The following is a 26,047-nucleotide window of genomic DNA, read 5'->3' as shown; positions in this document are numbered from 1 at the left end:
AGCAGCCTGATTTTCTGTAGGATGTCAGTCAAGGAAGCGATTGACACGCATCGGCCCTTCCGTCGCGCTACCACTTATCACATTTAGCTCCCCCCACCTTCGAACCAGGCGAGTTGCGAATCGATGTCTCGACTTGAATTGATCATGATGCGGCACGCCAAGAGTGACTGGGGAGATGTGTCGTTGTCCGATCACGACCGGACACTCAACAATCGCGGCCGTCGCGACGCGCCGCGAATCGGCCGCTGGATCCTGGAGCAAGATCTGCTTCCCGACCTGGTCCTTTGTTCGACCGCCGTCCGCGCCCAGCAGACGATCGAGGCGGTGGCGGGGGAGTGGCCCGTGGAGGTGCCGATTCACGATAGCCGCACGCTTTATCACGCAGCTCCCGAAACGATCATCAAGGTCGTCGCCAGCGACGCGATGGAGGCGAAGCGGGTGATGGTGGTCGGTCACAATCCAGGCATGGAGATGCTGGCGGGACACTTCAGCGGTGCCTGCGGCCACTTTCCGACTGCAGCGATTCTGGCTCTGGCCTTCGAAATTCCCGAGTGGTCCAAACTACGGCTCACCTGCCAAGCAATCACACTGGCCGCAACGCGTCCCAAGGCGATCGATTAGTATTTTCGCAGCGATTTCAACGGCCGAACCACCGACAGCCTCAACTTGCCGCCACACGATCGATCCGCGAGAGCGACACCCACAACACTTCGCAACACCGGCCCGTGATCTGTAAAGCGTTCGAAACGCGGAACCGCTCGCCAGCGGCATGACAAGCACCCTGCTTTCGGCGACATCGCCTTGCAAAACTTTTCGTCGCTAGCAAGCCGCCCTGGGAGCAAGAAAGTCCGCGGTCTCTAGCGCCCGATGGGTCGCAGAATGTTCACGCACGAAGGCGCCTCGCAGGCTGGAATTCTAAATTGCACGACGCTCCCCCCGGTTCAAACGGATTTCCGGCCAAACGCACCTCTCCGCCCCGGCGCAACCTCCTGTTGTGATGAACTCATTCTGTTACCAGCAACACGTCGGTTCATCGCACCGTTGACGCAACACCGAGCAAGTTACCAGCCTGCGCATCGAAACGGTTCGTCGGGCACACAGGAGAGCAGAGGCGAAGCTCGATCCAGAGGCTGCCCACCAACAAGTGGATTACACCACACCACGCAGGAAACCCTGGCGCCGCCGATGCTTCCGATCGACACCTCGATATCTTGATTCCAGGCAGGAACCAGGTCAAGCTTCCGGAGGAGAATCCCGCCTTAAACAGCCCTAACGCGACTTGCACTTGCATTGGTGATCGAACACCGGTATAATCACACCCCTAGCACCCTCTGGTTAAGTTGTGGTCTCCAAGACCGCAACAAACCACTTTTCCTAAGCGTTCATTTCGGCAACCAGTTCAAATTTGCACTGTTAGCCAAATTGTCGTTTCCTATTCCACTTTTCGTCTTTTTGAAAGGATGTGCTATTCATGGGATCTAAGTCTTCCCCCAGAACCGGCTTCACGCTGGTCGAACTCTTGGTCGTGATCGCGATCATCGGAATTTTGGTTGGCCTTTTGTTGCCAGCCGTTCAAGCAGCTCGCGAAGCAGCGCGACGCATGAGTTGCGGTAACAATTTGAAACAGCTCGGTTTGGCGTTTCACAATTACCACGACACCTACAAAGTCTTTCCACCGGGACTTTCAGGTACCTCAAGCGGCACGTCCCACAATGCGGGCCGTTTATCGCCGTTCGTCGGCATGTTGCCCTTTATCGAACAGCAGGCAATGTATGACCAAATTCAAGCTAACGGTGGCCAGACAAGGTACCCTTGGGAAAGCACCGACTGGTGGAATGCTGACCTGGACGCCCTGGCATGCCCTTCGGATTCAGGCCGACAAGACCGTGACCGTGGCAAGTCGAATTATGTCTGCAATCATGGAGACCGAGCTACGGAGCTGGAAAGCTACGAATTTGAACGAGGACGAGGCGTTTTCTTAGGTCGGAAGGGACTGCAGATGCGCGATATCAAGGACGGCACCAGCAACACGATTGTTTTCTGTGAAGTGGTGACCTCGCTGTCCTACGGTGGCGATGCCTTGGAAATTCCTGGCCAGGTCGTAAAAGAAATCAGCGGAATTGTGGCGGCTCCGTCAGCCTGCAAGGCAGCGGCGAGCACCGCCGACAAAATGCAATTTGTCACCGGCAGCGACGGAGATATGCGCCGCGGCGATCGATGGGCCGATGGTCGCCCCGCGTTTACCGGATTTCAAACGATCCTGCCGCCAAACTCGCCATCGTGCGTGGAAGGGACAAACAGCGAAGATCCTAACAATGCGATTTATTCGGTCTTCAGCTGGCACCCAGGGGGCGTCCAAGGCTGCATGGCCGACGGTGGCGTGAGGTTCATTGCCGAAACGATCGACACAGGCAACCTTTCGGCTGCGACTCCAGGTCGCGTGAATACCAATAGCCCCTACGGAGTATGGGGAGCCATCGGCACCCGGGGTGCTCGTGAAGTGGTTAACCTTCCTTAAGGATATCCTGGAGTGACCACGACGATTTAATACGATCGTCGTGGTTCCATAACAGGGAAATCAATTTGAGAGCTCAGGCAGCTTCGGCTGCACTGGGCTCGCGTTGTAGATGTATCGCTGTCTTTATCGGCAACACGTTTGCATATTTTTCGTCCGACCGCCCACGTGGACACTCCGCACAAAAGTCACCAGCGGATGATGTCGGCATTGCTTAAGAGTTAACTCAATGAAGGATCTTGGAATGAAGTGTTTTCGGCTTTGCACCGCAAGTCTGGTTTGCGGGGTATCCCTGCTGCTCGCCGGCTGCGGCACTGGCACCGGAACGAACAACCCCGGTGTTACCGTCCATCCAGCCGGCGGCAAGGTGTTGGTCGACGGAGCGCCCATGGAAGGGGTTACAGTCATTTTAAAGGGGGATGAGCGGGGCGCTTCGGCAAAGTCAAACGCTCAGGGAGAGTTCACGTTCACGACGTTTGACCCGGGGGATGGAGTTCCTGAAGGGACTTATAAAGTTGCGGTCCTAAAGCGTGAAACCGTCGGCGCGGACAGTTCGTATTTCGACGAAAATTCGCCCAACTACGGCAAGACACCGCCCCCCGAAGCGTTGGGCAAAGTCGTTGATCATATCGCGGAGAAGTATGCCGATGCCGAAACCTCGGGATTGACCGCCGACGTCAAACCGGGCGCCAACGAATTCACCTTCGAAGTCACAAGCAAGTAGATCAGCAGTGAAACCTCGCCGGCAGGTGAAGATGCCAGCCGAAGCGACATCCAACAACGAAGCCGTCTGTCGACGCTCGACCGACGACTTCGTTGGAACTTGGCCGCAGAAAAAAGGGGCAGATTGCTAGCCAGCGAAGCGAAAACGCGATGCCGGCTCGGGGCTGCCCCCACGCGAAATAGCCCCAGCGCTGCCGAACGCCGATCGCTGTTTGTCAGCAGCAACGGACTCCAAATGCCGTTCAATTCTAGACTCGGGGCCGCGATACTCGCATTCCAGAGAAACGCTCCTGCGTAGCTTGCCCCACCCCCGTGGGCACAGCAAGTGCGTTTATTTCCCCCAAGCTGTGTTCTAAGTCGCCGAAAGGGATTGAACACACGCCCCCTCCCCATGTATTGTAAATCCGTGCCAAAGTGTCTGGATCGCGCTTGGGATGTTCATGTAGTCTGCCTGTGGGCGGCGCGTTATGCCGTCCCCCAAGGGCGAAGAGCACGGCAACCTACCTGTCGTTTCCGTTTTCACCCTCTTTTTAAAGGTTGTTATCCTTTATGGGATCGAAGTCCTCTCACAGAACCGGCTTCACGCTGGTCGAACTTTTGGTCGTGATCGCGATCATCGGAATTTTGGTTGGCCTTTTATTGCCCGCCGTACAGGCTGCCCGCGAAGCAGCACGCCGCATGAGCTGTGGCAATAATCTGAAACAACTTGGCCTGGCGTTCCATAATTACCACGACACCTATCAATTCTTTCCACCTGGAATCACGGGCACAACGTCAGGAACGAATACGAACGGCGGACGGCTCTCACCGTTTGTGGGCATGTTGCCATTTATTGAGCAACAGGCAATGTACGATCAGATCCAGGGGAACGGTGGACAAACCGGTCCTCCTTGGGCCAGCACCACATGGTGGGACGCCGACCTCGCCGCCCTGCAGTGCCCTTCCGATTCGGGGCTCCAAGACCGGGACCGTGGCAAGTCGAGTTACGTTTGCAATCACGGAGACCGTGCGACTCAATTAGAAAACTCGAACTTCGAGCAAGGTCGAGGAGTTTTTCTTGGGACAAAGGGGCTGAAGATGCGTGACATCAAGGACGGCACCAGCAATACGATCGTGTTTAGCGAGATTGTCGCTTCGCTATCGTATGGCGGCGACGACCTTGAGGTTCCCGGTCAGGTTATTAACAATATTAGTGGAATTGTCGCAGCACCATCGGTCTGCAAAGCAACCGTCAGCACGGGCGACAAGCTTCAGTTTGCGTCCGGAAACGGCAATTACCAGCGTGGCGTGAAATGGGGTGACGGACGTGTCGCGTTTACGGGCTTTCAAACCATCCTCCCCCCAAACTCTCCATCGTGCAACGAAAGTACGACGAGCTGGGAGGACACCAATAACGCGATTTACTCCGTATTCAGCTGGCACCCTGGCGGAGTCCAAGGCTGCATGGCCGATGGCGGTGTAAAGTTCATCTCCGAAACCATCGACACAGGAAATCTCTCGGCGGCTTCGCCCGGCCCCGTGTCGACAAACAGCCCCTACGGGGTTTGGGGCGCCATCGGCACTCGTGGTGCACGCGAGACGGTCAGCTTGCCGTAATCTGAATCCCCACAAGGGATTTCCCACCGATTGGATGTAAATCGATTTTGAACGGATTTCTGCCGGTGACGATCTTCGCGAGCCCGGGCAACTCAGGTTGCGTGGGCTCTTTTTTTCGGTCCCTTGGCAACCTCGTCACGAGGGTTCGATTGGCAGGGCAATTGGATTGCGATCCAAGCGTTCGCCAATGGGAATCGAGACCGTTGCCCGCAAACTTACCCTTTTGAGGAAATAGAGATGAATTGTGTTCGGTTCGGCATTGCAGGTGCGGTTTCCTTCTTTGCCATGTTAAGCATCGGTTGTGGTTCGGGCTCCGGCACCAATAATCCAGGAGTAACCGTCCACCCAGCCAGCGGCAAGGTGCTGGTCGATGGAGCGCCCATGGAGGGCGTCACCGTCATTTTGAAAGGAAAGGATCGTGGCGCTTCGGCAAAGTCGGACGCTCAAGGCACTTTCACCTTCACAACGTTTGACGCGGGGGACGGAGTTCCTGAAGGATCTTACAAAGTTGCGGTCCTAAAACTCGAAACCGTCGGCGCCGACAGCTCGTACTTCGATGAAAATTCGCCCAACTACGGCAAGACACCCCCTCCCGAAGCGATGGGAAAAGTCGTTGATCATATTGCGGAGAAGTACGCGGACGCTGAAACGTCGGGCCTGACAGCCGAAGTAAAGCCAGGTGACAACGATTTCACCTTTGAAGTCACCAGCAAATAATCCGCTGGTCGAACCTTCCCATTGCAGCGCGGCGAGATCGCAGCGGTTTCCTAGGTCAGCCGATGGCCCCGTCGATACCAGACGCCCATTCGGCTACCGCGTGGTTGGCCCATGAAGCTCTTTCCTGCCGCTTTGCCGGAAGGCCCTTAAGCTTTATAACATGAGGCTTGAGTTATCGACCTCGACTGCGGTGTGGCGGGGGCTTTTTCTTTGAAACGCTTTTTGCTGTTGGCCTAAATGATTTCGAAAACGATGCACGACGTAGCGACTGGGACTTGGCATGGATTGGCAGACCGCGTGTTGGCGGGAGAGTCGATCGGACGCGACGAGGCGCTGTCGATTCTGCGGGCCGATGACACTCAGGTGCTCGATATCCTGGCGGCCGCTTACCGGATCCGCCATCGATACCACGGTAACACCGTGCAGCTGTATTTTTTGATGAACGCCAAGAGCGGTCTGTGCCCCGAGGATTGTGGCTACTGCTCTCAGTCGAAGATCTCCACCGCACCGGTCGAGAAGTACACGATCCTGAACCGCGAAAAGCTGATGGATGCGGCCCGCGTCGCCGCCGAACGCAAAGCGAAAACGTACTGCTTAGTCATTTCCGCTCGCGGCCCCAACGAGCGCGAGATGAAGGCGGTCGAGACGATCGTGCCGGAGATCAAAGCAAAGTACGATCTGAAGATCTGTGCTTGCCTAGGGTTGTTGACCGAAGAGCACGCCCAGCGGCTGAAGGCGGCTGGCGTCGACCGCGTCAACCACAACCTGAACACCAGCGAAAACCATTACAAAGAGATCTGCACCACGCACACCTTTGCCGATCGCAAGGAGACCCTGCACCATGTCCGCAACGCGGGGATGGAGTTGTGCAGTGGTGGGATCATTGGAATGGGAGAGACCGATGACGATGTCGTCGACATGGCGATGGAGCTTCGCGAGCTGAAGGTCGAATCGATTCCGCTGAACTTCCTGAATGCCGTCGATGGCACGCCGCTGGAAGGGAACGATCAATTGACCCCCGCCTATTGCTTGAAGGCGTTGGCGATGTTCCGCTTCGTCAATCCCGACCGCGAACTGCGGATCTCCGGCGGCCGCGAGATCCATCTGCGATCGCTGCAACCGCTGGGGCTGTACGCCGCCAATTCGATGTTCGTCGGCGATTACCTGACCACGCAGGGTCAGCCGCCGCAAGCCGATTACGACATGATCCGCGATCTCGGTTTCGAAGTCACGATCAACGAAGAAACCGTCTCGTCGTAATCCGCGCGATCCATTACGAGCACGAGCGCAAGCGAGTGACGCATTTACAAAACATTCAATCGCTTGCGCTTCGTGCTCGCATTGGGTTCTCTCGCCTTGCGTTTTGCGCTCGTATCCTTCCCTCCTTGCGCTTTGTGCTGGTAGGAAACGGAATCGCGAACGCGAGCTGTCACAAACTGCCGCAGGCGTGACGATTAGCCGCTCTCTTTTGCAGTTGAATCGCGGTTCACAATATCTGAAACTATGGTCTGCGGTGCGTGGGAATCACGCTCGCACCTCTCTGTTTGCAAGAACTCACCGTTAGAGAAGTTGTTCGGCTATGGCTACTACCGACGTAACATCGCAGGATGCCGCGAGATCAGGCGATTCGCAACCTGGAGACTTGGAACACTTTTCGTACGATGACGCAATCGTACGGATGTTCGCCACGGCAACGGTTGTCTGGGGACTGGTGGCGACACTGGTCGGTCTGATCGTCGCCACGTTCCTTGTGCTCCCTTGGTTGACCAATGGGCTGCCCTGGATTTCGTTTGGCCGCTTGCGTCCGCTGCACACCAACGCTGCGATCTTCGCCTTCGCCGGCAACGGAATCTTCGCCGCGGTCTACTACAGCACCCAGCGATTGTGCAAGGCGCGGATGTGGAGCGATGTGCTCAGCCGGCTGCACTTCTGGGGCTGGCAAGCGATCATCGTCGCCGCCGCGATCACGCTGCCGATGGGGATCACGCAGAGCCGCGAATACGCCGAACTGGAATGGCCGATCGATATCGCAATCGCCATCGTTTGGCTGCTGATCTTCGGCGGCAATTTCCTGATGACTCTGATCAACCGCCGCGAGCGGCACATGTACGTCGCGTTGTGGTTCTACATCGCAACGATCGTCACCGTCGCGTTGTTGCACGTCTTCAACAACCTCGTCATCCCGTCGGGCTTGTTCCACGGATACAGCGTTTACGCTGGCGTTCAGGACGCCTTCATGCAGTGGTGGTATGGCCACAATGCGGTGGCGTTTTTCCTGACCACGCCCTTCCTGGGTTTGATGTATTACTTCCTGCCCAAAGCGGCTGAACGGCCGGTCTTCAGTTACAAGTTGAGCATCATCCACTTCTGGTCGTTGGTCTTCATTTACATCTGGGCTGGCCCGCACCACTTGCATTACACCGCGCTGCCCGAATGGGCCAGCACGTTGGGCATGTTGTTTAGTCTGATGTTGTGGATGCCCAGCTGGGGCGGCATGATCAACGGCCTGCTGACGCTGCGTGGTGCTTGGCACAAAGTTGCCGCCGACCCGGTGCTGAAATTCTTCGTCGTGGGAATCACGTTCTACGGAATGGCGACCTTCGAAGGACCGATGCTGTCGATCAAAGCGATCAACGCGCTGAGCCATTACACCGACTGGACGATCGCCCACGTGCACGCTGGTGCCTTGGGTTGGAACGGTTTCATGATCTTCGGAATGATGTACTGGCTGATGCCTCGGCTGTACCAAACCAAGATCTGGAGCCCGAAACTTGTCAGCTTGCACTTCTGGACCGGCACCGTCGGAATCCTGTTGTACATCGTTCCGATCTACGCTGCCGGACTGATGCAAGGTCTGATGTGGCGTGCAATGGACGACACCGGGCACCTGGTTTACCCCGACTTTGTCGAAACGATCCAATCGATCGTGCCGCTGTGGTGGCTGCGTGTCGCCGGCGGAACGATCTACTTCAGCGGCGTCGTGATGCTGGCGATCAATGCCCTGATGACCTGGGCCAATCGTCCCAAGACTTACGAAGTCCCGGTCTACTCCGCACCGCGATTGAGCAAGGAATACCACGACGAACCGCTGCCACCAAGCGTTTTGCAAGACGCTCCGGTTCTCGAACTGGGCAAGAAGTTGGATGTCTTCAGCCAGATGGATTGGCACCGCCGCTGGGAACGGCTGCCGGTGAAGTTCACCGTGCTGACGACGTTAGCCGTCGTGATCGCGACGCTGTTCGAAGTCATCCCGACGTTCTTGATCCGGTCCAACGTGCCGACGATCGCAACCGTGACGCCTTACACTCCTTTGGAGCTTGCTGGCCGACACATCTACGTTTCCGAAGGCTGCTACAACTGCCACTCGCAAATGATCCGGCCGATGGTTGCCGAGACGAAGCGTTATGGTGAATACAGCAAGCCGGGCGAGTTCATCTACGATCGGCCGTTCCAGTGGGGCAGCCGCCGGATCGGACCCGACTTGCAACGCGAGGGTGGCAAGCAGAGTAGCTTCTGGCACTGGACTCACTTCGAAGATCCCGAATTGGTATCGCCTGGTTCGGTGATGCCCAGCTACCGGCATCTGATCGAAGAGGACCTGAAGTTCGAAGCGATCCAGCCACTCGTGGAGACCGTTCACTATCTGGGCGCTCCCTACAGCGAAGAGGATCTGACCGATACCGCGAATGTCGCGCGTCGGCAAGCCGAGGTGGTCGCTGCGGATATCGTTCGCCAAGGCGGGCCAGCGGGCAAGCAGAACAAACAAGTGATCGCGTTGATCGCTTACCTGCAACGGATGGGAACCGACCTGTTCAAGACGCCCGAACCCGAAGCCGAGTCGGAAGAAGCGGCCGAGGGTGAAACCGACGCCGACGTGGAAGTTGCTGTCGAAGCGGAGACCGAAACCGCCGAAGCGACCGACGCAAGCGAAACTGCGGAATAGTCTCCGCGTCGCACGACGTGAAATCAATGAATCGCAATCACTGCAAAATCTGAGACATCGAAATGATCAGAGACCTTGTTTCCGCACTCGATTATTCCAACTGTGCCGAAATCGCGTTGGGACTGTTTGTCGCCGCGTTTGCGGTCATGGTCTACGGCACGATGCGGCTCAGCCGCAACGCAACCGACCGCTTCGCATCGATCCCGTTGAGCGACAAGGTGGAGGACCCACGTTATGACCGATAACAATCACAAGCTCGATCACAGCTACGATGGCATCGAAGAATACGACAACCCGCTGCCCGGTTGGTGGAAGTGGTTGTTCGTCGCGTCGATCGCCTTCAGCCCCATGTACTGGGTCTTCTACCACGGCGGTGCCGAAGGCCGTTCGGTCCACGATATCTATGATGTCGCGTTAGCCGAAAACACGCGTCTGCAGTTCGCTGAGATCGGCGATTTGGAGCCGAATGCGGAAACGATCGTTCGCTACAGCCACAAGAAAAACTGGGTCCGTGTGGGTGAGGTCATCTTCAAGACGAATTGCATCTCGTGCCACGGCCGCAACGGCGAAGGAATGGTCGGTCCGAACCTGACCGACGAATATTTCAAGTACATCCAGAACGTCGAAGACATCGCCAAGGTCGTGACCAACGGCGCTGGCGGCAATGCGATGCCGGCTTGGAAAACTCGCCTGCATCCGAACGAGATCGTCTTGGTTTCGGCTTACGTCGCTTCGCTGCGTGGTGAAAACGTCGAAGGGGGCAAAGGTCCCGACGGACGCGAAATTTCGCCATGGCCCGAAGCACTGCCGGAACCAGAAAAAGAAGCGACGCCTTAGCGCGACGACAATCGCCGACTGCAAACGAACAAATGTTTACTTTTTAAATCGGAATCTAACACTGCAGGGCATCGGCATCGCACGCCAACCGGCTGCGATGACTGTAAGTTCCTCATGAACGACAAACGCTCGCTTCCCGTTGTTCCTCACACCGCCGCCAGTGGCGCGGCGGGCACGTCACACGACGATGACGACGTGCTCAGCACACTCCGCCGCGATGGCAGCCGCCGTTGGTTGATGCCTCACTTGGCGACCGGCGGCTGGTGGCGAAAACGTCGCGTCGTCGCCTACATCTTGATGGTCGTCTTTGTTGCGGTCCCGCACCTGCGAGTCGCTGGCAAGCCGCTGATCCTGATGGACATCCCGGCGCGTCAGTTCACGATTTTTGGCAGGACCTTCCTGCCGACCGACACGATGTTGCTGGCATTATTGATGCTGAGCGTGATGTTCGGGATCGTGCTGATCACCGCGATCGCCGGCCGCGCATGGTGCGGTTGGGCCTGCCCGCAAACCGTCTACATGGAATACCTGTTCCGCCCGATCGATCGGCTGTTCGATGGAACGACAGGACGCGGCGGCCACGCCAAGAAGCCACTCACGGGCGTGAAACAAGTTGCCCGCGTGGCGGTCTATGTTCTTCTGAGCATGTTTCTAGCGCATACGTTCCTCGCCTACTTTGTCGGTACGGAACGATTGAGCCAGTGGATCCAGAGTTCGCCTATCGACCATCCGGCGGCGTTCCTGGTGATGGCCGCAACGACCGGTTTGATGTTGTTCGATTTTCTGATCTTCCGTGAACAGATGTGTCTGATCGCATGTCCTTACGGGCGTTTCCAGTCGGTCATGCTGGACGAACAATCGCTGATCGTGACCTACGACCCGGTTCGGGGCGAGCCGCGGAAAAAGGGCAAACACCGCGCCGAGGATAATGCCGGCGACTGTGTCGATTGCAACCGCTGCGTCGTCGTCTGCCCGACGGGGATCGATATTCGCGACGGTTTGCAGATGGAGTGCATCAATTGCACCCAGTGCATCGACGCGTGCGACGAGGTGATGGATCGCGTCGGCAGCCCGCGTGGGCTGATCCGTTACGGTTCCCAAGATGGGATCGCGGGCAAACCGCGGCGTCGAATTCGCCCTCGAACGATCATCTACCCGTTGATCCTGACCGCCGTCCTGTCGGGCTTCGCCTACGCCTTGTCGACGAAAACGACCTTCGACGCGCGGGTCCTTCGCGGCAAAGGGGCTCCGTTCACGACAGTCGCTCGCGGCCGGATCTCCAACAGTTTTACGATCCGCTTGGTCAATCGAACCGACGAAAAGCAGACCTATGCGTTGCAAGTCGCCGAACCGGCGAATGTCCAACTGAAGGTGATCGATCCGACGGGGCTCACGCTCGAACCGGGCGGGACGTCGCTGGTGCCGGTCGCGACCGAGTTCAGTGGCAGCCTGACCTTTGGCACGGGAAACCAACCTGCCACGCTGGAAGTGACCAGCAGTAAAGACACCAGCAAGACCGTGCAATTCAATCTGTTAGGACCACGACAATGAGTAACCAGCAGGCGACGGTCGCGCAACGCACTGACCAACAGATCGCCGAACGCAAAGCGAAGTGGTTCTGGGTTTCATTAGTTGTCGCCTTGTTGGGACTGCAATTGGTGATCGGCGGCGTCGCGATCAAACTGGCGACGGGAGACGCTTCGGCGGCGATCGTCCCCAATTACCATCAGGCGGCGCTCAACTGGGATCAGATCCACAGCGAGCGAACCGCCGCAAAGCGACTCGGCTGGACCGTCGACTTGGATGTCTCCAACGTCGCCGACGGACGCGGCATGCGGGCGGTTCAGGTTTCGATCGCCGACGCCGATGGAAAACCGATCGATGATCTGCAGGTCTCCGCGGACATCTACCATCACGCCCGCGCGGCCGAAGTGCAAACGGTCGACATGCAGCCGGTTGGCGATGCGGAGTACCAAGTCCTGGCGCCGATGGAGCGCAGCGGACTGTGGCAGGTCGATTTGAACATCCGCCACGAAGCCCAACGGATCACGGTACAACGAACTCTCGAACGGGATTGATCTGCGATGTGGATTCTTGCGACCGCGATCGTCACCGCCAGCCTGCTGGGCAGCATGCACTGCGTGGGGATGTGCGGACCGTTGGCGATCTGGGCCAGTGGTGCCAGCGAAAACGTCTCGCGGCGACGCGTGATGACCGCCGGCGCGTTGTATCACATCGGACGCTTGATCACGTACGCTTTGGCTGGCTTGATCGCCGGGGCGATCGGCAGTCTGATCGATTTCGGCGGAGCGGCGATGGGATACCAATTGCTCGCCGCTCGCGTCGTTGGTGCGATCATGATCCTGATCGGCATCCATCGCTTGATCTCGATCATCGCCCCTCGGAAAACCGACGCGACCGAAGGGCCGGCGCCGTCGCGAATCGGCGGTCTGTTGGTTCGGCTGCGTCCGTATGTCTTCCGACTGCCACTGCCAGGCCGCGCATTGGCGACCGGTTTGTTGACGACTCTGCTGCCCTGTGGATGGCTTTACCTGTTCGCACTGGTCGCCGCCGGAACGGGCAGCCTGACGATGGGGCCTGTCGTGATGATCGCCTTCTGGATTGGAACCGTTCCGGCGTTGGTCGCTCTGGTTGCGGGAACCCAGTTCCTATCGCGACGCTTCACGATGGCGATCCCTGCATTTGCCGCGGTGATGCTGGTCGTCGGCGGTTGCTACACCGCTTCGGGCCGCGGCTTCGCTAACCTCGGCTCGCTGACATCGCTGCAAGCTTCCGTTGAAGCGTCCGCAGAAAACAACGACGACATCGACGCTCAGATCCAAGCGATCGCCAAAACGCCGCTGCCCTGCTGCCAAGTCACTCCGCCGGCACAAGATGCCGACGAGACGAAGTGAAATCGGAATATCCCGAAGCGATCATAGAAGGTAGCCGTAGGTAAACGCAGCGCCACCTTCGGACTTAAAACGATTCGGTTTCGCTCGGCTGTGACGGCACCGGTTCGTTGACTGCCACGAGTCCCGCAGGCATCTGTTGCTCCAGTTCCCGGTTGAGCATCCGACCGTTGATATGGCCGGCGATCACGCCGGTGTAATAGAACGGTGCGGAGTAGGCGGGAAAGAAGTTGCCGACCGTACTGCCGACGTAGGTCCCGTAGGCGGGATAAAGGATGCGGTTCGCTTCGACAAGCCCGGCTCGGTCCTCGCGATCTTCCAGAAACGCAAAGACGTCTTGCGACGCGAGGGTCTCGTGCCACAGTGGAACAAATAGATAGGCAGCGGCATAGGTTCCCTGGTAGGTCCGCCGCGTAAAGTCTTTGGCGTGAGCGGCTTCGTGCAGCGCGACGGCAGGGACGTCGCTGTACAGATGGATCGTCTGCGTGAACGGATTGAAATGATCGCCGCCGATGATGCGGCCAGGGAAGATCGTTTCGCCGGCGACTGACAGCGCCCCCAACGAATACCGCCAAGGCCAAGCGACGGTTTTGTTCTGCGTCAGCCGATGCCAATCGTCCAGCGGATTGTATTGGTTCGCGCGGACCTTGATATGCGGCAGGTTGTTCGCCTGCAAATAATCGACGGTCGAATCGATCGTCTCTTCGGAGATCTTGTGCCGATCGATTCGTCGATCCCACAGCAGGATCTTATCGGGAATGCCAACGACCCAGCCGATCCCGTCGATGATCGGTTGCGGCCGGCCAATTTCGACTTGCGGAGATTTCGAATCGACCAATTCGGGAGCCATCTGTTGACTCTCGACGGGGATCGGAACGGGAGCCAACACGCGGCATCCGCTGCAATGGATCGCGGCAACCGCTAGCAATCCGGCCAGCAACGAAGATACGTTCCGGTTCCGAACATCGCACGACATAGACAAACACCTCAGGCTTCAAAGATCACCGCTGCGAGACGACCGTATAGTCGCATCCAATGCGATGCCGCAAGGGCTACTGGCCGTCGAGGTGTAGTATCGACCAGTCGCCGCGACAGCTGTATGAATTCAGCGGACGGGATTACCCAATCGTTTAAGTCATCGAAGCGTTGATCACCCGCATCACGTTGCCGCCGATGATTTTGCGAATCACTTCGTCGCTGTGCCCACGCTGTACCAGGCCGACGGTGAACAGCGGCCAGTTGGTCCAGGCGATGCTTTGAGCAGCTCCTGGCAGCGTTTTGTAATCGTCCGCCGGCCACAGCGATCGAAACGGCTGATATTGCTTCGACATCCGCGGCAGCTTAGCTAGCTCACGCCCCGCATTCTGCGAGTTGTAAGCGACATCGGTCCCGATCGCGACCGCATCGGGACCAAATTTTTTGACAGCATAGTCGATGTGGTCCAACATCGCGGTGATATCACCGCTGCCGCGAAGGTATCTGGGAATACAGCAGATCCCGATGTAACCGCCGGTATCGACGATCGCCCGAATCACTTCGTCGGGTTTGCTGCGAATGTGTGGATGGATCGCGCCGCAGGTGCTGTGGCTGGCGACCATCGGCCGCGAAGAGGACTGCGCCGCTTCGAGACTCGTCTTCCAACCGCTGTGGGCACAATCGGGAATGATGCCCAAGCGATTCATTTCAGCGATCGCCGCGTGGCCAAAGTCGCTGAGCCCGGCATCACTCTTCTCACCGCAACCGTCGCCGATCATGTTCCGTCGCTGGTAGGTCAGGTGCATCATCCGGATCCCCAGGTGATAGAAGACCTGCATGTAGCGGAGTTCGTCGGGGATCGATTCCCATTGCTGCCTCAGTGGCACTCCGTTGCCGGTCAGATAGAGACAGTGGCGTCCTTCGCGTTTGGCCGTCTCCACATCGGCAGGCACCGCGGCTTTGCTGACGAACCCGCGCATCAGATCCGTTGCGTAGGTGAACCGCGACAGTCGCCGCATCAGCCGCAGCGGATCCTGTCCCTCTTCGCCCGCGTTCTGGAAAACGCAGGTCACGCCCGAGGCGCGCCACGCGTCGCGATACTCCTGCTGCTCGACGGGATCGCTGACGTACCGCGTCATCGACATCTCTTCTTTCATGTCCTTGACCTGATCGTGCGACGCTCCCGCCTCGATCGCCGCAGCGATTGCATCCCCATCGACAGCCGCGCGGGGCGAGAAGCCGTAAGAATCGAAGACGATCGATTCGGCGTGCAGTCGCAGCCCGCGATCGAGTTCCGCCGGCGAAGGTTTGAGGATCTGCAGCGCCGTCTCGCGAGCCGCTTGGATGTTAGGATTCAAACGCGTCGAGAGCTCCGCAACCGGATCGCTTGCATCGTCAGCCGATAGCGCCGTATTCCGAAGTCCAGCAGTCAACAGCGCCGCGGTGCCAAGGGAGCCCAAAAGTTGTCGTCGATGCAGCATGGCAGGTTCGGTCTTTCGAAAGGAGGGAATCGCGGAAGGGTTTTCTGTCGGTGGGTTCGTCGGTGGGGGAGTTCATGATAGCAGACGCTTTGTCGGCGAGTTGCTTCTCTCTGAGTTCATGCCACCGCTTCACCCGCCCCGCGGCCGCCCGGGAGGGTCGTAAAACAAGCGTTTAGCAAGTTTTACGGGGAGGGCAAACTGACGCGTCAAACACTGGGAGATTTGCCGCGGACGCCCCTCCCCGAACTGCGCTGCGCTCGTTCGACCCTCCTCTAAACTTCGTTTTGGGGAGGGTGAAGCTTCGCGCTGCGCATCCAAACGCTTCACCCGCCCGGCGACAGCTGGGAGGGTGAAGCGTTTAGCAAGTTTTACGTGGAGGGCAGTCTGACGCGTCAAAACGCTGGGAGACTTGCCGCGGACGCCCCTCCCCGAACTGCGCTGCGCTCGTTCGACCCTCCCCTAAACTGCGTTTTGGGGAGGGTGAAGTGTCGCATTGCCCAACCAAACACTTCACCCGCCCGGCGGCAGACGGGAGGGTCGTAAAACAAGCGTTTAGCAAGTTTTACGGGGAGGGCAAACTGATGCGTCAAACACTGGGAGATTTGCCGCGGACGCCCGCCCCGAACTGCGCTGCGCTCGTTCGACCCTCACCCTAAACTTCGTTTTGGGGAGGGTGAAGTGTCGCGTTGCGCATCCAAACACTTCACCCGCCCGGCGGCAGACGGGAGGGTCGTAAAACAAGCGTTTAGCGAGTTTTACGGGGAGGGCAGTCTGACGCGTCAAAACACTGGGAGATTTGCCGCGGCCGCCCCTCAACGAACTTCGCTGCGCTCGTTCGACCCTCCCCTAAACTGCGTTTTGGGGAGGGTGAAGTTTCACCCTGCGCATCCAAACGCTTCACCCGCCCGGCGGCAGCCGGGAGGGGCGTAAAACAAGCGCCGAGCGAGTTTTACGGGGAGGGCAGTCTGAGGAGTCAAAACGCTTGGAGATTTGCCGCGGACGCCCCTCCCCGAACTTCGCTGCGCTCGTTCGACCCTCCCCTAAACTGCGTTTTGGGGAGGGTGTAGCAACCGACTGCATCGTGTTAACTCGCCGACGACCGATCTCGATGGGCGGTGCTGGCGATTGTGACTATGCTAGACCTGTTACTTGGCGAGCCGTCCGCTGATGAACGCTTTCACTTCCCTGTTGCCATTCCGCCGATGTCGCCTCCGATCGCTGACCTTTCGTTAGACCTCGACAATCTGTGGGCCTACCTACGGACTCATGGCGACGCCCAATGGGAAACGTTTCCGTCGTATCTGCCGACCGTCGTGCCGCACTTTCTGGAGATCTTCGACCGGCTGGATCTGCGAGCGACCGTGTTTGTGGTCGGGCAAGACGCTGCGTTAGATAAGAACCATGGCCCGCTGCGACAGATCGTCGACGCGGGACATGAGATCGGCAACCATTCGTTCAATCACGAGCCGTGGCTGCAACGCTACTCGCGCGAACAATTGGTCGACGAGTTCGAGCAGACCGAAGCAGCGCTGGCGAAGATCACCGACCAATCGATCGTCGGCTTCCGCGGGCCGGGCTTCAGCCTGTCGGCCGATGTGCTGCAGTTGCTGTGCGAGCGCGGCTATCAATTCGACGGCTCCACCTTTCCAACCTTCCTGGGGCCAATGGCGCGGGCCTACTATTTAATGACGTCCTCTTTCTCGTCGGCAGAGAAAGAGGACCGGTCGGAAATGTTCGGCTCGCTGAGCGATGGGCTGCGCCCGCTGAAACCTTACTGGTGGACAACGCCCAGCGGACGCGTGCTGGAGCTGCCCGTCTCGACGATCCCGATCGTGCGCGCTCCGTTTCACTTCAGCTACCTCTGCTTCTTGGCTCAGGTCTCCCCGCGCGTGGCGGAACTCTACTTCCGGTTTGCCCTGGCGATCTGTCGGCTAACACGGACCAGCCCGTCGCTGTTGTTGCATCCGCTGGACTTCCTGGGGGGCGATGAGGTGCCGCAGATGAGCTTCTTTCCTGGGATGAAACTCGCAGGGGATGTGAAGCGTGCGTTCAGCGAGCGGATGTTGGCGATCTACGCCAAGCAATTTGAAGTGCTACCGATGGGGGAACATGCCGCGCGAATCGGTACAAAGGTTACGAACTCGCGGTCGTTCTGAGTTTGGATGACGTGGGGGAGCATTCGGTGCCAGTCTTTGCGTGGAGATCGATGGGGATCGGTTACAATGAATCCCTGCAACATGCCCCATTGCAACGTCGAATCGAATTTGAATGTCCCATAAAACGCATCTTTCCGAAGCCAAGACGGCTTTCCAAGCCTCGGCGCTGACCAGCGAATTGATCACCCCAGCTCAACTGGCGGCCGCTGTCGAAGCGCTGCATGTTGAGGGACAGAAGGTCGACGACAAACTGTTGGCCGCGGCGCTGGTCCGCGATGGATTGCTGACCGGTTATCAAGCCGAGCAATTGAAGGCGGGACGGACGAAGCTGAACCTGGGCCCCTACATTATCACCGACTTCATCGGCCAGGGAGGCATGGGGCAGGTCTTCAAAGGCGTGCATAAAGTGATGGGGCGCGAGTGCGCGGTTAAAGTGCTGCCGCTTCAGAAAGTGACTGATGAGACGCGGAAGAACTTTCTACACGAGATCCGTATGCAGGCGGGACTCGATTGCCAATATCTCGTTCGCGCGTTTGATGCCGGCAAAGATGGCCAGATCCATTATCTGGTGACCGAATACGTGCCGGGAACCGACTTGCGTCGGCATATCAAGAAAAATGGTGCGTTGCCGGTTTCTGAAGCGGCACTCTACATCCATCAGGCTGCGTTGGGACTCGATTACGCCCATCAGCAGGGACTGGTCCATCGCGACGTGAAGCCGGGGAACATCCTGGTCACGCCCCGCGGCCGGGCGAAGGTCTCCGACGTGGGGCTGGCGGCGTGGAGCACGGCGATGTCGAGCGACCCACGAGCGGGGAAGATCGTCGGCACCGCGGACTATCTGTCTCCCGAGCAGATCCTGACGCCCGACAACATCGGCCCGGCAAGCGATATCTACGGCCTGGGCTGCACGCTTTATTACTGTATCTGCGGCAAGGTCCCCTACCCCGGTGGCAACACGGCGTCGAAGTGCCGGCGGCATTGCGAGGATCTGCCGATGCATCCGCGGAAGTTCGCCGAGGACATCCCGGAGGAATTTGTCGACATCATCGCCGACATGATGGAAAAAGATCCCAACGATCGGATCGCTTCGGCAGCGGAAGTTGCGGCGCGGCTGGAACCTTGGTTAGAGGATGTGCAAGCGTTGGGGGACCGCCCGATCACGCGCGGTCCATGGTTGGAACCGCCCCCGCCGGGGGTCGATCCCTACAGTGGAACGGGGATCGCGGGGCAGGGTTCGGGGCAAATCTCCGCCTCGGGCGAAGCTAACGATTCAACGGCAGCCAGTGTTGGTGACACGATGAACAGCGCCAGCGGAATCGTCCCGCCACCACCCATGCCGGGGTACGAGATGGCGATAGCGAGCAAGTCGGACACGGGGATGCAGGTAGCGATTGCGCTTGCGATTGCGATCCCGTTTAGTTTGATGATCGGTGCGATCATCGGCTTTTACCTTCACGACAAATTGCAATAATAGAGACTCCACCCGCCTGAATCGCCACAGATGGCGAGTTGGTGCTTATGATTCGTAGCTGTTGGCCAGACCGCATTCGCGGCCCGCGCCAAACCAGCTGAAGCGAGCTCCTTCCTTCCCTTCCAATACCTGCTCAACGGAGTCCTCCCATGCCATCGGTTCTTGCCATCGCCGCCCATCCAGACGACATCGAATTTGTGATGGCCGGGACGATGTTACAGTTAGCCCGTCGCGGCTGGGATCTGCATTACATGAACGTCTGCGACGGCAGTCGCGGATCGACGCGGCTGAGCGAGACCGAGTGCGCTACGACTCGCTTGGGCGAAGCGCAACAGGCGGCCAAGGTTTTGGGAGCGACGTTTTACGGTCCCGTCGCTCGCGACATGGAAGTGCTGTACCTGCCCGAATATTACAGCAAGATCGCCGCAGTCGTACGACGGTCCAAAGCCAGCATCGTGCTGACCCATTCGCCGGTCGACTATATGGAAGATCACGAAACCGTCTGCCGGATGGCGGTTACCGCCGCGTTCATGCACGCGATGCCCAACTTCGTCACCGATCCTCCCGAAGCGACATATGACGAACCTGTCACTGTCTATCATGCCCAGCCGCACGGCAACAAAACGCCGATGGGCGACCCCGTGGTGCCCCACTTCTACGTCGACACCACCGACGTGATCGACCAGAAGTTTGAAGCGCTTGGGTGCCACGAAAGCCAGCGGGCTTGGTTGGATTCGAGCCAAAAGATGGACTCGTACACCGAGACGATGCGGACGATCGGCCGCGAAGTGGGACGGATGTCGGGGAAGTTTGAATTTGCCGAAGGGTGGCGTCGTCGCGAACATTGGGGCTTCTGTGGACCCGACGACGATCCGTTGCGCGCGGCGTTGGCGGACATAAGTGTCGCTGGACACGCATGATCCCCGTTGCGACCGCACGTTCGCAGCAAACGGAGTCGCATCCACGCTGGATTGCTGGCAACTAGAAATGCGGAATGGTAACGCCTGGCAGGAGTTTCGGGGTCTTTCCCAGGGTGGCGATTCCGCCAATCGTGCCCTGTCTAAAAATTTTTTTCCCGGTAAATACTTCGTCAATTTCATTCAAGCCCAATTTTTAACAATCGGAATCCCTGTGTTTCCCTGTGTTTGCTGAAACGACCGTCAACGGGAGTGCTCCGTTTTTTCTGCGCCTGACGAACGCAACGAGTGTTCCCAATCAAACGCCCTAAAGAATTAGGCCCGTTTATCACGAAACTTACTCTCGGATGGTCTGCTTCGAAACATCTCACAGTGCCAACTGGACCTGTGAGGGAGATCGAGACGGATCGTCCCGTTGGGGGGATTACTGGCCGAGGTCTATTCGTAGATCTCAAAGCGAACGATGCGAGGACTTAACCGGTTCTGGAAGCAGCGGTCGTTCAGCTTCTCTTCAATGCGTTTCGCGCCCAAGCTTAGTGGAGTTCGATCGGCGGTGGGATCAACTTGATTCTGCAATCGATCGGCGTCGTCGATCACGTTTGCTCACCACGCCAGGTGTGTCAAATGGCTATCGAACGACCCACATCCGCAACCGGCAGGTCTGACCCAGATGGATACAGCTTGCGAGGTCTCCCCACGGACCGAGCCAACGTACCGACTTCCGTTGACAGAGTTGTAGACGACTATAGGACCAACATACATCGGCGGCTTACCGCGAGCCGTCGATCACGGATGACTATCGAGGCGTTATGGAGAACCTGGAATGAAGGTTTTCACTACAGGACAGGTCGCAAAGATCTGTAAAGTCGCACCGCGAACCGTTTCCAAATGGTTTGATTCGGGGCGTTTGAAAGGATATCGAATCCCTGGAAGTCAGGATCGCCGGATTCCGCGCGAATACCTGATCAAGTTCCTTAAGGAACATGGGATGCCCCTGGGCGATCTAGAAGACGAGGCGATGGCCAAGTGTCTGATCGTTGCTCAGGATCAAGTACTAATTGAGAACCTCAAGCGAGAATTGCCTCCCGAGAAGTCGTTTAAGGTAGCTGTAGCTGCCAGCGGTTTCGAAGCCGGTATTCAAGCCGAGAGTTTTAGTCCCGACTGTATCATCGTCGATTTTTCGATCGGCAAGGTAGAGGCGGTGCAGATTTGCCAAAATCTGCGACGTAACTTGGAGTTCGCTGAAGTGATCCTGATCGCATTGCTGCCCGACGACGGGCAACCAATGAGCTTCGATCGTTCGGCGATCAACGAGACATTCAAGAAGCCGTTCGATGCCCGTCTGTTGGCCGAACGCCTTCAAACTTTGGTCGGAACGAAGAAAGAGCTCGTTTAGCTCCGGATCGCGGTCTGTCCATACAGAGTGCCTCAGATAAAGAGCGTTGCGTGGAATACACGCAACGCTTTTTTCGTGCGCTGATATAACTCGACCACTCGTTCTCGCAACGCCCACCGAATCGGCGGTGTCTCAGCTGGCGCTTGGCCACGGGGCCAGCGGGCCACGATTCACCGCCCTCCGGCTAAAATGCGTGACGCCTTGCCTCCACCGCTATTCGTCGAGGGCCGCAATACGTCAATTGAACGCTGGGCTTATCGACGCATCATTTGGCCGCGGGTACGATGTCCATTGCCGGTAGAATCTGCCCGCGGCTTGGGCTTTGACGCGGCATGCAGGAGATGAAAGACCCATGATCGAAGTTACCGTTAACGGGCAGACGCAACAGATCGAAGGCCCGATGAGTGTTGCGGCGCTGTTGGAGATCGTCGAAATTCCCGGCCCCTACCTGGCCGTCGAACTCAACGAAGACGTGGTGCCTCGCGAGCAGCATGCCGAACAGCAAGTTGCCGAGGGAGATTCCATTGAAGTCGTCACTCTGGTTGGCGGGGGCTGAGCTTCCGCCGGCAGGACTTCCAAAGATGGCAGGGCACATTTCAAAAATGGCCCAATCGCGATAGAATCGTGGCCATGTCAACAGCCATTCCTAGCAACGATTCCGCGACCGATCCCCCCTTGGTCGTCGGCAAACATACCCTCGCCAGCCGCTTGATCGTCGGAACGGGGCGATACGACAACATGCCGCAGATGGCGGAATCGTTGGAAGCTTCGGGGGCCGATTGTGTGACCGTCGCGGTCCGCCGCGAGCGGCTGTACGATCGCAACGGCCAGAACATCCTCGATTTCATCGATCCGGATCGCTACACGCTGCTCCCCAACACCGCCGGCTGCTACAACGCGACCGATGCGATTCGGGCGGCTCGGCTGGGACGCGAGATCTTGCGGAACCTGGGCAATGCCGGCGCCGACTGGGTCAAACTGGAAGTCCTCGGCGACAGCAAGACTTTGCTGCCCGATCCGGTCGAAACACTGAAAGCCTGCGAGGAACTGGTCAAAGAAGGTTTTAGCGTCCTCTGCTATACCAGCGACGATCCGATCATGGCACGGCGGTTGAAACAAGTTGGTGCCGCGAGTGTGATGCCCGCGGGCAGTCCGATCGGCAGCGGCCAGGGGCTGCTGAACCCAAACAACCTGCGGATCATTCTGGAATACCTGAAGCTGGATGATCCCGATTACCCGGTGATCGTCGACGCGGGAGTCGGCACGGCAAGCGATGTCGCCGAAGCGTTTGAGCTGGGAGCCGACGGCGTTCTATTAAACACAGCGATCGCGCACGCGAGGGACCCGATTCGGATGTCCCGAGCGATGCGAGCCGCCGCCTCCGCCGGCCGCGACGCGTTTCTTGCGGGCCGGATTCCGAAACGGCTGTACGCTCAAGCGAGCAGCCCAACCGAAGGCGTGATCAGCAGCCGACCGTATCAATAGTCTTGGCATTGCGACAGCGAACCGGAACGTCGGCCGGCGGGGTGGTTATAATCGGCACCAACCCCACCCCATTACTCTGCCGGAGCCGACCTCGTGCCGATTCACAAGATCCCTCAATCGCGTCGCCGATTTCTTCAAACGACAGTCGTTGGCGGCGGTGCTGCGCTGCTGATGTCATCGACGCAAAGGCTTGCCGCCTCCGAAGGCGATCCCACCGTGATCGCGCTGCTTTCGGATACACACATCCCTAATTCGCCCGATGTCGAGGCGCGGGGGATCAACATGACCGAAAACTTGCAGCGCGTGATCGGCGAAGTCGTCGACCGCAAGACGCGGCCAACCGATCTGATCATCAACGGCGACTGCGCTTATCTCAAAGGCCTGCCCGGCGACTATCAAAATCTTGTCAGCTGCCTCGCCCCGCTGGACCGGGCCGGAATCTCGCTGCATCTGACGATGGGGAACCACGACGATCGCCAACCGCTGTACGACGCGCTGTCGGATCAACGCCCTGCGGATGCTCAGGTGATGGCAAAACATGTGAGCGTGATCGAGACGCCGCACGCCAATTTCTTCCTGCTCGATTCGCTCTTTCGCGTCAACGTGGTGACGGGAGAAATCGGAGCCGCCCAGATCCAGTGGCTCGCCAAACAACTCGACGCTCGCTCCGACAAGCCAGCGATCGTGATGACGCATCACACGCCGCAATTCACCGAACCGGCCGAGGGGAAACCATGGACCGGGATCTCCGACACCGCTGCGCTAATGGAGGTGTTGGAGAGCCGAAAGCATGTTAAAGCCTACCTGTATGGGCATTCGCATCATTGGAGCCACAGCCAACGCGGGCATTTCCAAATGATCAACCTGCCGCCGGTCGCCTACCTTTTTAATGACAGCAGTCCCAACGGTTGGGTCGAAGCCGTCCTGACGCCTGAAGCGATGCGTCTGGAACTGCAAACGCTCGATCCGAAGCATCCACGGTCGGGCGAAACGGTAATGGTTTCGTTCGCTAGCTAAAACGTGCTCCCTCGGCGCGGTCGAGGGAGCATTTCTTCGTTGCAGCGCCCCGAAGGGAGTGGGGGATACGATCCCTCGCCAGAGCCGAGGGACCACGCCGGGGGGCGGACTGCGACGATTCCAGGGAATATGCCCACGAAATTTTCGAATTCTAATTTTGCTTTGGAAGCCGCATTGCCTAGCGATGCTTTGCGTCGTAGCGTTTGCGAAGACAATGCCATTGTTTGGGGCCTTCGTAGGCCGTTGTATTCGATTTCAGGGGGCAGGAATTCACAATCGTCACAGCTGCAATCGCCGTGACAGAACTTGCGACTCCTGCTACAATAAGCCGAACTTCTAAGGAAGCCCCACCGAGATCTCGTTTCGCGATCTCTCCAAACACTCCCCCACCTATACCTTCGAGACGCCTGCTTCCGGCAGGTGGACCTTCCGATGCAAACGCAAAAAAGCAAAAGCCAGCGTCGCGGTTCGGCGAGCACCACCCTTTTTGCGGCAGTACTAGGGATGTTCCTGGTCTGCGGCGTGGTGGGCCAGTTCTTCGGCAGCATGGTCGATTCGGTCAAAGGCTTTTTCGTCGAAGCGCCCAAACCGGTCTATCTGACAACGACCGCGACCATGGAACCGTTTGTGCACACGGTGCTCGAACGGGGAGAAGTCGAAAGTTCCAGCAACATCGAAGTCCGCTGCGAAGTCAATCGCCGCTCGGGCTCGGCCGGCACCAACATCATCGAGATCGTTCCCGAGGGGACGTGGGTCGAGGCGGGAGAATTCTTGGTTCGCCTGGACGATTCCGCCTTGCAAACGCAACTGATCCAACAGCAGATCGTCTGCAGCAACAGCGAGTCGGCGGTGATCGAAGCGCAGGCGAAAGTCGATTCGACCAAGCTGGAGTTGAGCGAATACGAAGAGGGAACATTTAAAGAACGGTTGGCTCAACAACAGAGCGAAGTGTTTGTCGCTGAAGAGAACAAACGCCGCGCCGAAGAATACCTCGATTACAGCAAACGCTTGGCCGAACGAGGCTACATTCCCGAAGCTCAATTGGAAGCCGATACGTTTGCCGTCGAAAAGGCGCGCAACGAACTGGGAGTTGCCGAAACGAAACTCACGGTTTTGAACACCTTCACCAAAGAGAAGATGTTAACCCAGTTGCGAGCCGAGATTCGGACCGCCGAATCGCGGTTGCAATCGCGGACCAAGACCTGGGAACTCGACAAGGTCCAGTTGGAAGAGATCAAAGATCAGATCCAGAAGTGCCGAATCATGGCTCCCGTCGCTGGGCAGGTCGTGTATGCGAACAATCAGAGCCGCAGCGCGAACAATATCATGATCGAAGAGGGGATGCCAGTTCGCGAACGCCAAACGATCATCAATCTTCCCGATCCCAGCAAGATGCGGGTTAAGACCCTGGTCCACGAATCGCGGATCGGTCACGTTCGCCCCGGGCTAACCGCCGAATTGATGCTCGACGCGATGCCCGACCTCGCCCTGACCGGCAAGGTGACCACGGTCAGCGAATATCCGCTCCCCGCGATCAGCGTTTACATGTCGCACGTTAAGGAATACGTCGTCGAAATCGAGATCACCGACCCGCCGAGAGATCTGCGTCCTGGGATGACCGCTGAGGTCAACATCCTGGTTCAACGGATCGACGGAGCGTTGCAGATCCCGATCGAAGCGGTAATCGAACGCGAAGGGCAATACTTCTGTGCTTTGCCACATGAAGATGGAACGTTAGAGACACGCGAAGTCTTCGTCGGGACCACCAACGAAACCGACCTGGTGATTGAATCGGGATTATCCGCCAACGAAGAGGTCGTGCTGAACGTGCGAACCGAACAGGTGATGGAGCAGATGGACCTGCCAACGCAAGAAGCGACCTAAATGCCCCGCCTACCGAAGA

The 26,047-nt window shown here is 58.1% G+C and carries 23 protein-coding genes; 20 read left to right on the top strand and 3 right to left on the bottom strand.

The genetic code is table 11. From position 1 onward, the window contains the following. Positions 1-123: 123 nt before the first annotated feature. The 12 genes from Poly24_RS11785 to Poly24_RS11730 all read left to right on the top strand — a co-directional run bounded on the left by Poly24_RS11785 (position 124) and on the right by Poly24_RS11730 (position 13,246). Complete coding sequence (locus Poly24_RS11785; protein ID WP_145095060.1) at positions 124-621, top strand: SixA phosphatase family protein; 498 nt, start codon at positions 124-126, stop codon at positions 619-621. An 850-nt stretch (positions 622-1,471) separates the two neighbouring features. Then, the gene (locus Poly24_RS11780) at positions 1,472-2,518 is read left to right on the top strand and encodes a DUF1559 domain-containing protein (protein WP_145095056.1); all 1,047 of its coding nucleotides are present in this window, start codon (positions 1,472-1,474) and stop codon (positions 2,516-2,518) included. Between the two features lie 241 nt (positions 2,519-2,759). Continuing rightward, a complete protein-coding gene (locus tag Poly24_RS11775; RefSeq protein ID WP_145095053.1) occupies positions 2,760-3,239 on the top strand; it encodes a carboxypeptidase-like regulatory domain-containing protein in 480 nt (159 codons plus the stop codon). Between the two features lie 548 nt (positions 3,240-3,787). Then, positions 3,788-4,834 (top strand): DUF1559 domain-containing protein, encoded by a 1,047-nt coding sequence (locus Poly24_RS11770; protein WP_145095051.1) that lies wholly within the window; start codon positions 3,788-3,790, stop codon positions 4,832-4,834. A gap of 237 nt (positions 4,835-5,071) precedes the next feature. Then, positions 5,072-5,551 carry a carboxypeptidase-like regulatory domain-containing protein gene (locus Poly24_RS11765; protein WP_145095048.1) on the top strand — a complete coding sequence of 160 codons (480 nt, stop codon included), beginning with the start codon at positions 5,072-5,074 and terminating at the stop codon, positions 5,549-5,551. A gap of 252 nt (positions 5,552-5,803) precedes the next feature. Then, on the top strand, positions 5,804-6,811 hold the full coding sequence (bioB, locus tag Poly24_RS11760) for a biotin synthase BioB (RefSeq protein WP_197452510.1): 1,008 nt from the start codon (positions 5,804-5,806) through the stop codon (positions 6,809-6,811). Positions 6,812-7,130: 319 nt separating this feature from the next. Further along, entirely contained in the window at positions 7,131-9,494 is a 2,364-nt protein-coding gene (gene ccoN / locus Poly24_RS11755) for a cytochrome-c oxidase, cbb3-type subunit I (RefSeq protein WP_145095042.1), read from the top strand. A gap of 62 nt (positions 9,495-9,556) precedes the next feature. Continuing rightward, on the top strand, positions 9,557-9,739 hold the full coding sequence (locus Poly24_RS11750) for a hypothetical protein (RefSeq protein WP_145095039.1): 183 nt from the start codon (positions 9,557-9,559) through the stop codon (positions 9,737-9,739). After that, positions 9,729-10,331 (top strand): cbb3-type cytochrome c oxidase N-terminal domain-containing protein, encoded by a 603-nt coding sequence (locus tag Poly24_RS11745; RefSeq protein WP_145095036.1) that lies wholly within the window; start codon positions 9,729-9,731, stop codon positions 10,329-10,331. The genes Poly24_RS11750 and Poly24_RS11745 overlap by 11 nt, the downstream gene beginning before the upstream one ends. A gap of 114 nt (positions 10,332-10,445) precedes the next feature. After that, positions 10,446-11,882, top strand: coding sequence for a cytochrome c oxidase accessory protein CcoG (ccoG, locus tag Poly24_RS11740; protein ID WP_145095033.1), 1,437 nt, complete (start codon positions 10,446-10,448; stop codon positions 11,880-11,882). Continuing rightward, a complete protein-coding gene (locus Poly24_RS11735) occupies positions 11,879-12,409 on the top strand; it encodes a FixH family protein (protein WP_145095030.1) in 531 nt (176 codons plus the stop codon). The genes ccoG and Poly24_RS11735 overlap by 4 nt, the downstream gene beginning before the upstream one ends. A 6-nt stretch (positions 12,410-12,415) precedes the next feature. Beyond that, positions 12,416-13,246 carry a sulfite exporter TauE/SafE family protein gene (locus Poly24_RS11730; protein ID WP_145095027.1) on the top strand — a complete coding sequence of 277 codons (831 nt, stop codon included), beginning with the start codon at positions 12,416-12,418 and terminating at the stop codon, positions 13,244-13,246. 64 nt (positions 13,247-13,310) lie between these two features. Here the strand turns inward: Poly24_RS11730 and Poly24_RS11725 are convergent, their stop codons facing one another. Both Poly24_RS11725 and Poly24_RS11720 read right to left on the bottom strand, forming a co-directional pair. Further along, positions 13,311-14,219: a hypothetical protein gene (locus Poly24_RS11725; RefSeq protein ID WP_231753592.1), complete on the bottom strand. Its 909-nt coding sequence runs from the start codon at positions 14,217-14,219 to the stop codon at positions 13,311-13,313. A gap of 154 nt (positions 14,220-14,373) precedes the next feature. Continuing rightward, the gene (locus Poly24_RS11720) at positions 14,374-15,699 is read right to left on the bottom strand and encodes a dipeptidase (protein ID WP_145095024.1); all 1,326 of its coding nucleotides are present in this window, start codon (positions 15,697-15,699) and stop codon (positions 14,374-14,376) included. A 1,202-nt stretch (positions 15,700-16,901) separates the two neighbouring features. Between Poly24_RS11720 and Poly24_RS11715 the strand changes: the two genes are divergently transcribed. The 3 genes from Poly24_RS11715 (at position 16,902) to Poly24_RS11705 (ending at position 20,249) form a co-directional block, all read left to right on the top strand. Further along, a complete protein-coding gene (locus Poly24_RS11715) occupies positions 16,902-17,855 on the top strand; it encodes a polysaccharide deacetylase family protein (RefSeq protein ID WP_145095021.1) in 954 nt (317 codons plus the stop codon). A 112-nt stretch (positions 17,856-17,967) separates the two neighbouring features. Further along, positions 17,968-19,329: a serine/threonine protein kinase gene (locus Poly24_RS11710; RefSeq protein ID WP_145095018.1), complete on the top strand. Its 1,362-nt coding sequence runs from the start codon at positions 17,968-17,970 to the stop codon at positions 19,327-19,329. Positions 19,330-19,478: 149 nt separating this feature from the next. Further along, a complete protein-coding gene (locus tag Poly24_RS11705) occupies positions 19,479-20,249 on the top strand; it encodes a PIG-L deacetylase family protein (protein ID WP_145095015.1) in 771 nt (256 codons plus the stop codon). 435 nt (positions 20,250-20,684) lie between these two features. On the opposite strand, the gene Poly24_RS27035 is transcribed toward Poly24_RS11705, so the two are convergent. Next, on the bottom strand, positions 20,685-20,843 hold the full coding sequence (locus tag Poly24_RS27035; RefSeq protein WP_197452509.1) for a hypothetical protein: 159 nt from the start codon (positions 20,841-20,843) through the stop codon (positions 20,685-20,687). A gap of 226 nt (positions 20,844-21,069) precedes the next feature. On the opposite strand from Poly24_RS27035, the gene Poly24_RS11700 reads away from it, so the two are divergent. From Poly24_RS11700 to Poly24_RS11680, 5 genes are all read left to right on the top strand, one after another. Continuing rightward, a complete protein-coding gene (locus Poly24_RS11700) occupies positions 21,070-21,642 on the top strand; it encodes a helix-turn-helix domain-containing protein (protein ID WP_145095012.1) in 573 nt (190 codons plus the stop codon). Between the two features lie 352 nt (positions 21,643-21,994). After that, a complete protein-coding gene (gene thiS / locus Poly24_RS11695; RefSeq protein WP_145095009.1) occupies positions 21,995-22,198 on the top strand; it encodes a sulfur carrier protein ThiS in 204 nt (67 codons plus the stop codon). A 74-nt stretch (positions 22,199-22,272) separates the two neighbouring features. Continuing rightward, positions 22,273-23,127, top strand: coding sequence for a thiazole synthase (locus Poly24_RS11690; RefSeq protein ID WP_145095006.1), 855 nt, complete (start codon positions 22,273-22,275; stop codon positions 23,125-23,127). Positions 23,128-23,220: 93 nt separating this feature from the next. Continuing rightward, complete coding sequence (locus tag Poly24_RS11685) at positions 23,221-24,144, top strand: metallophosphoesterase family protein (RefSeq protein ID WP_145095003.1); 924 nt, start codon at positions 23,221-23,223, stop codon at positions 24,142-24,144. A 432-nt stretch (positions 24,145-24,576) separates the two neighbouring features. Then, complete coding sequence (locus Poly24_RS11680) at positions 24,577-26,028, top strand: efflux RND transporter periplasmic adaptor subunit (protein WP_145095000.1); 1,452 nt, start codon at positions 24,577-24,579, stop codon at positions 26,026-26,028. Positions 26,029-26,047 lie beyond the last annotated feature (19 nt).

This window comes from Rosistilla carotiformis, assembly GCF_007753095.1.
Taxonomy (GTDB): domain Bacteria; phylum Planctomycetota; class Planctomycetia; order Pirellulales; family Pirellulaceae; genus Rosistilla; species Rosistilla carotiformis.
The sequence above is the reverse complement of the archived record's forward strand: the minus strand, read 5'-3'. Positions and strand labels throughout refer to the sequence as shown.

What these genes read in the sequence shown, in the direction of transcription:
- Poly24_RS11785 (WP_145095060.1), top strand. Translation starts at nt 124, where the DNA reads ATGTCTCGACTTGAATTGATCATGATGCGGCACGCCAAGAGTGACTGG.
- Poly24_RS11780 (WP_145095056.1), top strand. Translation starts at nt 1,472, where the DNA reads ATGGGATCTAAGTCTTCCCCCAGAACCGGCTTCACGCTGGTCGAACTC.
- Poly24_RS11775 (WP_145095053.1), top strand. Translation starts at nt 2,760, where the DNA reads ATGAAGTGTTTTCGGCTTTGCACCGCAAGTCTGGTTTGCGGGGTATCC.
- Poly24_RS11770 (WP_145095051.1), top strand. Translation starts at nt 3,788, where the DNA reads ATGGGATCGAAGTCCTCTCACAGAACCGGCTTCACGCTGGTCGAACTT.
- Poly24_RS11765 (WP_145095048.1), top strand. Translation starts at nt 5,072, where the DNA reads ATGAATTGTGTTCGGTTCGGCATTGCAGGTGCGGTTTCCTTCTTTGCC.
- bioB (WP_197452510.1), top strand. Translation starts at nt 5,804, where the DNA reads ATGCACGACGTAGCGACTGGGACTTGGCATGGATTGGCAGACCGCGTG.
- ccoN (WP_145095042.1), top strand. Translation starts at nt 7,131, where the DNA reads ATGGCTACTACCGACGTAACATCGCAGGATGCCGCGAGATCAGGCGAT.
- Poly24_RS11750 (WP_145095039.1), top strand. Translation starts at nt 9,557, where the DNA reads ATGATCAGAGACCTTGTTTCCGCACTCGATTATTCCAACTGTGCCGAA.
- Poly24_RS11745 (WP_145095036.1), top strand. Translation starts at nt 9,729, where the DNA reads ATGACCGATAACAATCACAAGCTCGATCACAGCTACGATGGCATCGAA.
- ccoG (WP_145095033.1), top strand. Translation starts at nt 10,446, where the DNA reads ATGAACGACAAACGCTCGCTTCCCGTTGTTCCTCACACCGCCGCCAGT.
- Poly24_RS11735 (WP_145095030.1), top strand. Translation starts at nt 11,879, where the DNA reads ATGAGTAACCAGCAGGCGACGGTCGCGCAACGCACTGACCAACAGATC.
- Poly24_RS11730 (WP_145095027.1), top strand. Translation starts at nt 12,416, where the DNA reads ATGTGGATTCTTGCGACCGCGATCGTCACCGCCAGCCTGCTGGGCAGC.
- Poly24_RS11725 (WP_231753592.1), bottom strand. Translation starts at nt 14,219, where the DNA reads ATGTCGTGCGATGTTCGGAACCGGAACGTATCTTCGTTGCTGGCCGGA.
- Poly24_RS11720 (WP_145095024.1), bottom strand. Translation starts at nt 15,699, where the DNA reads ATGCTGCATCGACGACAACTTTTGGGCTCCCTTGGCACCGCGGCGCTG.
- Poly24_RS11715 (WP_145095021.1), top strand. Translation starts at nt 16,902, where the DNA reads ATGTCGCCTCCGATCGCTGACCTTTCGTTAGACCTCGACAATCTGTGG.
- Poly24_RS11710 (WP_145095018.1), top strand. Translation starts at nt 17,968, where the DNA reads ATGTCCCATAAAACGCATCTTTCCGAAGCCAAGACGGCTTTCCAAGCC.
- Poly24_RS11705 (WP_145095015.1), top strand. Translation starts at nt 19,479, where the DNA reads ATGCCATCGGTTCTTGCCATCGCCGCCCATCCAGACGACATCGAATTT.
- Poly24_RS11700 (WP_145095012.1), top strand. Translation starts at nt 21,070, where the DNA reads ATGAAGGTTTTCACTACAGGACAGGTCGCAAAGATCTGTAAAGTCGCA.
- thiS (WP_145095009.1), top strand. Translation starts at nt 21,995, where the DNA reads ATGATCGAAGTTACCGTTAACGGGCAGACGCAACAGATCGAAGGCCCG.
- Poly24_RS11690 (WP_145095006.1), top strand. Translation starts at nt 22,273, where the DNA reads ATGTCAACAGCCATTCCTAGCAACGATTCCGCGACCGATCCCCCCTTG.
- Poly24_RS11680 (WP_145095000.1), top strand. Translation starts at nt 24,577, where the DNA reads ATGCAAACGCAAAAAAGCAAAAGCCAGCGTCGCGGTTCGGCGAGCACC.